General features: G+C 34.2%; 5 protein-coding genes and 2 riboswitches. All 5 genes read right to left on the minus strand.

The annotated features are described in order from the left end of the window. Positions 1–371, minus strand: a 371-nt coding sequence (locus SPJ17_RS08550; RefSeq protein ID WP_321094759.1) for a hypothetical protein, incomplete at its 3' end; no start/stop codon positions are given. Between the two features lie 3 nt (positions 372–374). Further along, entirely contained in the window at positions 375–1,466 is a 1,092-nt protein-coding gene (locus tag SPJ17_RS08555; protein WP_321094761.1) for a hypothetical protein, read from the minus strand. 27 nt (positions 1,467–1,493) lie between these two features. Then, positions 1,494–2,279, minus strand: coding sequence for a hypothetical protein (locus tag SPJ17_RS08560; RefSeq protein WP_321094762.1), 786 nt, complete (start codon positions 2,277–2,279; stop codon positions 1,494–1,496). A 60-nt stretch (positions 2,280–2,339) separates the two neighbouring features. After that, a riboswitch (cyclic di-GMP riboswitch) is annotated at positions 2,340–2,415 on the minus strand. Positions 2,416–2,523: 108 nt separating this feature from the next. Continuing rightward, positions 2,524–4,152: a bifunctional diguanylate cyclase/phosphodiesterase gene (locus tag SPJ17_RS08565; RefSeq protein WP_321094764.1), complete on the minus strand. Its 1,629-nt coding sequence runs from the start codon at positions 4,150–4,152 to the stop codon at positions 2,524–2,526. Positions 4,153–4,164: 12 nt separating this feature from the next. Continuing rightward, entirely contained in the window at positions 4,165–6,660 is a 2,496-nt protein-coding gene (locus tag SPJ17_RS08570) for an EAL domain-containing protein (protein WP_321094766.1), read from the minus strand. Positions 6,661–6,814: 154 nt separating this feature from the next. Next, a riboswitch (cyclic di-GMP riboswitch) is annotated at positions 6,815–6,890 on the minus strand. Between the last annotated feature and the right edge of the window lie 581 nt (positions 6,891–7,471).

The following is a 7,471-nucleotide window of genomic DNA, read 5'->3' on the forward strand; positions in this document are numbered from 1 at the left end:
TCATCTGCATCTACATAGCTTCTTTCGTGTGTTGCACGATTGATTTTTTCCTTGACGAAGAATACATCTCCATCTGTTTGAATAGAATTACCACTATCCTTAATTGTAGTACCAGTAATAAAATTGCTATCGAAGGCATCAACAGAACCAGCTAAGTGCTTCTTTAGTTCTGCCCCTGTGATATCTTGGCTAAAATTAGTTCCATCTAAGGAAATCATTAATCCTTCTTGGCCTTCAACCTTAAAATCGAATTCATCTACTGTGGCATTATTGCCAATCAATACATAGGCAAATGTTGTAGCGGTTAGGGATACTGCTAGTGCTAATGAAGCTGCCCCAGATAAAATTAATTTAATTGCTTTTTGCTTCATATCTTATCCCTCCACCTTTGTAAAGTTTAGGAAGAAGCGGATTGATTCTGTATCCACACGTGGAAGATAATCTGCATCGTAACCATCTAACCAAATGTAGAAGGTTGCTCTTACAATATTGTAATTCCCTTCGGTATCTCTTTCGAATATTCCTAAAGGATACAAATCATCAAAATTCTTAACTGTTTCAACATATTCCGTATCATAATCCTTTAAATAAAGACCGTTCTTTGCACGCTTGTGTGTATTATTGAAATATGTCACCATTGGATTAACTGCCGGATTATGCAAATCATCTGTTGCATTTTTGTATGCACTAGAACCATATCCGTCGTTAAGCTCATAGATTAAATCACCTTCACTTCCTACAACACCAATTCGCATTGCGTTTGCTGGATTAATAGTGATTTTTTCTCCTGATTCATATAATCCTACTGTAGCTGGATTTTCTCTTGTATCTAAAGAAGGTAAGATATTTAATGAATTATCTAAAGGTACTTCAGATGGATCAGCCTTAATATATGATTCACCTAAGCCTTCCTCATGATCACTATCCGCAAATACTAATTTGTATTTTTCCTTCGGATGATTCGATGATGGGATTGCTCTAAAATATAAATCAAATTTCAAATAGGAAGCCGATAGCTTGTTTTCTGTTAAAGCAAATGGTTTAAAATAATCACCATCTATATAATCTAATGGATCCTTTACATTATCTATTGTATTAAATCCATAGAATTGCCAATTTTTATTTGGAGATACAGCACCAAGTACTGTTTCGCCATAAGTATTTACCATTGATTCTACTTCATCACTTGTAAAATCATTTAATGTCTTGTTTTCATCATTAACTAAATTATATCTTTGAAGTGCAATTGCTTTTGTAAGCTCGCTTTTTGTGATTGTATCAACAAAATGTACTCCGTCTACGGAAATCTCAAGACCTTCATCCGTATGAATATGAATATCAAATTCATCGGTCCATGCATTTGCGTTTCTCGCAAACCAAGCGTAGGTTGTTGAGGTTAGACAAACTGCAGTAGCTGCAACTGATGTAAGACCCATTATTAACTTTCTCGTTATGTTTCTTTTCATACCTCAACCTCCTTTACTAAATTGCTGCTACATCAATACTTTGATTAGCATTTCAAATTTAATAGTTCCATTGTAAAGTGCCTCTCCATAATACTCGGAATCAGGATCATCTCCCTCTAACCATAATAATATAGAATACTTTACATAATTCATTCCTTGACCATAACCGATATTAATCTGCTGATCGTCAAATACAGTTCCACCTGAAGGATTTGACGAATTTGCAAATGATGCAGGAGTGATAATATAGCTTGGATATTCAATCGATGTTACATCCTTATATTTATCCAATGCATGAGCTCTTTCAAGTGAATCAGGTTTCTGATACAAGTGAGGGTCAGAAACATTATAAGATTCATAATAAGTAAGAACTCTAATAATCTCATCAGAATAATTTGTAACATTAGAATATGTTAACTGCACATTTACACCAACACCACCGGATTGTGATGTATTTTTTATATAGAACGTATAAACATATAATGAGTTATTGTCTATAGGATTAAATCCTGTTGGTTTACAAATTTCTCTTAAAGTTTGGTAATCCTCCTCCAAGAAATATCTTGGAGAATAATCGTTCATATTTGTCATTGGGTCTGCAACTAAGCTAGCAGATGGATTCTCTTCATCTAAATCAAGAGTGACACCTATACTTTTTTGTACATCGCCTGATTGAACACGAATCACAAATTGTCCTGCTTCTTGTCCAAGCCACATAGCCATGATAATCAAGGCAGCCGCAACAAATAACAAAATCAATAGTGCCATTTTAAAGAAATTCGATTTCCATAAGGATACAAGTTTTTTTGGCATCTAGGCTACCTCCTTCGTCATTTTAGAAAATAAAAATGCCATTCTGGATTACACTTCCAAAATGACAACTGGCTGACCTATTTTGGTCCCTGTAGCTTTGCGTCGCTAGATTACTCTAGTTTTGCCTTTAACTACTTAAAATTATAGGGCCTTTAGAAAACGTTGTCAACCAATTTTGGTATGAAATCCGTTAATTATGTGAAATTTTGTTAGGCATTTTTTTTAAAGTGTCTATTTGTTCTTTTTAAACTAATAGATCATCATCTGAAGGATCCGAGACCAATAAATCGTCTCCTTCAGTATCATCATAATCGTTATTTGTGCGGGATTCTCTAGAAATACGATCTAAGTATTCTTCTGGAGTTTCCTCATGATCTTCTTCAAGTACTACATCATCAGAATGCATTTCCTTGAATAATGCTTCATTATCCTCAAGAGCGGATACATCATCAAGTAATACTTGATATTGACGTTTTTCAATATATTCTTCGAATGCTTCTTCACTTAATGCTTTCGCAAAATAGTAACCCTGACCTAAGAATACATTCTGTTCCTTAACGTACTTAGTGATTTCTGCAGTTTCGATACCCTCAGCAATTAATTCCTTGTTGTTATCCTCTGCATATTTAACTAAAATTTGTAAGAATCTTTCCTTCATGAAGTTGTTTTCAACATCCTTAAGGAAGTTTCTACCAAGCTTAATAACATCGACAGGGGACTTCTGAATGTTTTGTACAGATTGTCCATCAAGCTCAAATCCATCGATTGCAATCTTGAAGCCATAGTCACGAAGCTTGTAGATGTTTGTTTTGATTACTGCGATTCTTTCTACCATCATGAAGTCATTAACTTCTAACATGAACCACTCAGGCTTTGCTTGGTTCTTATTCATGATTTCAATGAATGAGTTTGCAAGGTGTGGGTCAAGTAGCTGCTTCGTAGATAAGTTTAGTGAAAATCTAAGTGGAACCGTAGGGAACTTTTCTGCCATGCTGTTATGCATACGGATCATAGTTTCCATACCCCATTCACCGACCCACTTGATGTCTCCAGATTGCTCTAAGACCTTTAAGAAGGTTGCTGGAGACTGTATACCCTTCGTTGGGTGATTCCAACGCATTAGGGCCTCAGCACCATTCATTAGCTTATTCTTTAAATCAAGAATAGGCTGGAAGTAAAGTGCGAATTCCTTCTTTTGGATCGCTTGCTTAACTTCTTGGAAGTAAGCCATATTATCATATTCTTCTTCCTTGATTGTCGCATAGAAGTTTGTATATTTATTACCACCATCACGCTTAGATACGTAAGTGGTTAATTCCAAATTGGAATATAATTCTTCGAAGGTTTGACCTGCATTAGGATATGAGGCCATACCAACGGATACAGAAAGTGTAATGGATTCACCAACCAATACCTGGTATGGTGCTTGTGCAGCTGTAACAATCTTAGATGCAATCGATTCAAGTCTTGCGAAGTTATCCTCATCCTTAATAAATACCATAAATTCATCATTTTGATATCTACATACAGATGCATTATATGGAATTACTCTTAGGATTCTTGTTGCAATTTCTTTAAGCATTAAATCGCATGCCTCATGGCCGAATACTTCATTTAAATCGGAAAATCCATCAATATCTACATACATTAATGTCATCGCACCGAAGCGGTCAACCTTTTTAATGTAATTACGAACAGAATCCTCCATTGCTCTTCTTGTTACTGCATCCTCAACAATAACCTCAGATTCTTCCTTTTCCTTACGTATGTTTCTACGAATTAACCAATATAACAAGAAACCTAGTCCTAAAGTAACGATTAATGAAACGAAAACTAATACAATAGCTCCGCCATCAGAAATTAAAAATCTCATAGTCCATACCTCCTACTTCTTACTCTTGGTATTGTACATCTCTAATAATTCAACTGCATCATCGTATGGCATTGCCTTACCAATTAACCAACCCTGAATTACTCTACAGCCCATCTTCTTAACCATATCGGATTGTTCCTGTGTTTCTACACCTTCACAAATTAAGTTAAGATCTAGGGCATTACCTAAGGCACAAATCGTCTTAACGATATTTTCGTGTACCTTATTTGTTTCGATATATTTTGTAAATTCCTTATCAATCTTTAAGGTATCTACTGGTAAATCCTTTAAATATAGCATAGAAGAGTAACCTGTACAGAAGTCATCTAAATGAATATGGAAGCCAGCTTCTCTAAGTAATCTAAGCTTTTCTGTAATGAGCTGCATAGAACCCATTAATAATGTTTCTGTAATTTCTACTGCTATAGAGCCCTTCTTTAGCTCATTTGAATTAAATTCATCAATTAATTGCTGTACAAAACCTACCTGTAGTAGCTGTACTGGAGATACGTTAATAGAAACATGCACTCCATATGGTTCAAGCTTCTTTGCAAGCTTGAAGGATTCTGTAATAACAAACTTACCAATATCTAGCATGTGACCACGCTGCTCAGCAAGCTCAATGAATAGCTGCGGTGATTTATCTCTATATTTTGGATTCATCCAACGAATTAATGCCTCAAAGCCATCAATTCTGTTGTTGAATACATCAAACTGAGGCTGTAGCCACATTTGGAATTCACGACCAATTAAGCCCATTTCGATATCGTGCTCCATTTCATCTGCAGCTAAGATAATACCATCCATTGTAGGCTCATAGATAATATAATCCTTACCTGTTAAGGATGACATATTTCTATAAGCTAAGTCTAGCTTAACCCTTATATCATCAAGCTTAATTTCTTGAAAATCTGTAGATTTAACATTATAAATTACAATTTTAGTCTTTAAATAGATATTATTTGCTTTAACCGTAATAGGTCTTTGAAGTAAATCTAAGAATTCATTGATTAATGGCTGTACACTTGCGAATTCATCGTTAGGTACAATAACCATAAACTTAGATTCATCGATATGATATACCTTATGCTCCATAAAGGAATCCTTAATCATATCTAATAATTGAATTAATAATTGATTATATACCGTCTTACCAAAGACTTGGATGATATCTGCATACTTAGTAATATTGATTTCAACGAAGGCTACATTATAGCCTTGGTTGTTTTCTAATATCTTTTCAAATTGGTTTTCCAGTGTGAATCCATTATCACACTTCGTAACAGAATTCTTACCAGACATGATTTCTAGATGCTTACGCATTCTATAATCTGTTGTAATATCTGTACCCATTAGATAATAGCTATTGGAAATGAATAATGGAGATAAATGTAAGAATTTTACATTTTCTTCATCATATAGGTCCATAGGAACCTTACATTCAAATGCTTTATTTTCCTTTATTGTTTTAATGATTGGCTCATTTGTTTCAACATCAATAAATTCATCAACATTTAAAAGCTTTCTTGTAACACCATACATTTGCTTAAATGTTTTATTTGTAAATATGATCTTACCATTTGGATCAATTCTTAATACCATTGCCTTAGTAGCCTGTACTGCGTGGCGGTCAGCTCTAAGTAGCTGTGAGCACTTTCTTACACCTAAAATCATAATTCCAAGCATTGCAATCGTAACGATTACTCCAGCAACGAAATAGATTACAGCCTGCTGAATTACCCAATCGATACCTAAGAAGTTATCACCTAGTACAATTACTGTACCATAGTAGGAATCTAAATAATCAATATATTTTGCAGAGAATACAACAGACTGACCAACATTTAATACAATATTGATATCCTCATGATTGTTTAGAGTAGTCATTTCAATACCATAATCGGTTGAAATGTTATCTACTAAGAATCTAAATCCTATAGAAGGATCTACTGTAGTATATTCAATTGCACCATCCGTATCAAAGATTACCATTTGACGCTCTGCGTTTGCTGCATACTCAAGAACTACAGATGCAGCAATACGAACAACTAATTTATTATTTAATGCATAGCTAGATGAATCATCCTTAATGTAATAGAAATAAAAATTCTGATCCTTTGCATGAGTCGTCTCATAATTGGCCTCATCGAATGTTGCAGCCTGTGCGAAGATTGGCTTAAACTTACCAGTCTCTGTACCATCCTCTTTTACCATTGGCTTGAAACGGGAGGCAAGTCCAGTTTGGTTTTTGGCAACTGTAAATATAGTTGAACCATCTGTAGAGACAAGCTTGTTTTCTGTATCTCCGTAATATAAATTGTAATAGGAATCAACTTTTTCTTCCATAGTTGTCGATTCTACATAAGCTGCCTCAAGGCCAAGCTTCATCATAGAATTTTCAACCTTACCATTACGGATGGAAAGATAATAACATACTGCTAGGGCAGCATATGCAATAATTAGCACTACACCAGCCAAGAAATAGTATCTCAAATCTCTAACTCTCATCCTATACCTCCTCACCATTAAAGAGAAATAAAGCGCGTATAAAAACGCTTTCTTATTGTTTATTATAAAATAAAATTTTATATAAGTCAATTTCTTTCAAAAATGTCTAGATAAAAATAAAAAGCAAAGCCTAAACATAATACCAGAATTTTCGTTTGGTAACTGGCTGCCTCACTTGAGGCCCTTTAGCTTTGCGTCACCGGCTTGCACCGGGTTTGCCATTGTCTATACGGTAACTGGCTGCCTCGCTTGAGGCCCTTTAGCTTTGCGTCGCTAGATTACTCTAGTTTTGCCCTTTTTCTTTATGTCATTAGTATATCATTTAAAAAAAACGATTTCAACATATTTTTTCGTAAGAGGCTATTTTTGAATTTTTTTCGTAAGTGTTTTTAGAAAAATGGTGAATTTTGTAATGATTTCATTAAAAGGCAAAAGACTGCAATATGCAGTCCCTAACTTTTGGTTTTATTTATTTTCCCAATAACCTATTTTTCTTGAACCAACTCTTTTAATATATCCTTTAGATACTAAGACATCAATATGTCTATGGATTGTAGGCTCTGACTTATTTACTTTAATAGCCAATTCCGGAATAGTAATATATTTATTCTTGAACATTTCATTTATTATGGCTATTTTCAATAAAAAAATTGGTCAATGCCTATAAATGCATAATTGTATTCCCAATATGCCTCCGCAAGATCAACTGGGATAGAAGGTTTTGTATTCTTTAGTTTAATATCTTTAATTATTTTCATTAATTCATCATAATATTCAGTTCTTTTAAATCTATAGCTAAGCATCTTTTTAA

The sequence above is a fragment of the Anaeroplasma sp. genome (assembly GCF_034179385.1).
Classification (GTDB): Bacteria; Bacillota_I; Bacilli_A; order Acholeplasmatales; family Anaeroplasmataceae; genus Anaeroplasma.

What these genes read in the sequence shown, in the direction of transcription:
- SPJ17_RS08560 (WP_321094762.1), bottom strand. Translation starts at nt 2,279, where the DNA reads ATGCCAAAAAAACTTGTATCCTTATGGAAATCGAATTTCTTTAAAATG.
- SPJ17_RS08555 (WP_321094761.1), bottom strand. Translation starts at nt 1,466, where the DNA reads ATGAAAAGAAACATAACGAGAAAGTTAATAATGGGTCTTACATCAGTT.
- SPJ17_RS08565 (WP_321094764.1), bottom strand. Translation starts at nt 4,152, where the DNA reads ATGAGATTTTTAATTTCTGATGGCGGAGCTATTGTATTAGTTTTCGTT.
- SPJ17_RS08570 (WP_321094766.1), bottom strand. Translation starts at nt 6,660, where the DNA reads ATGAGAGTTAGAGATTTGAGATACTATTTCTTGGCTGGTGTAGTGCTA.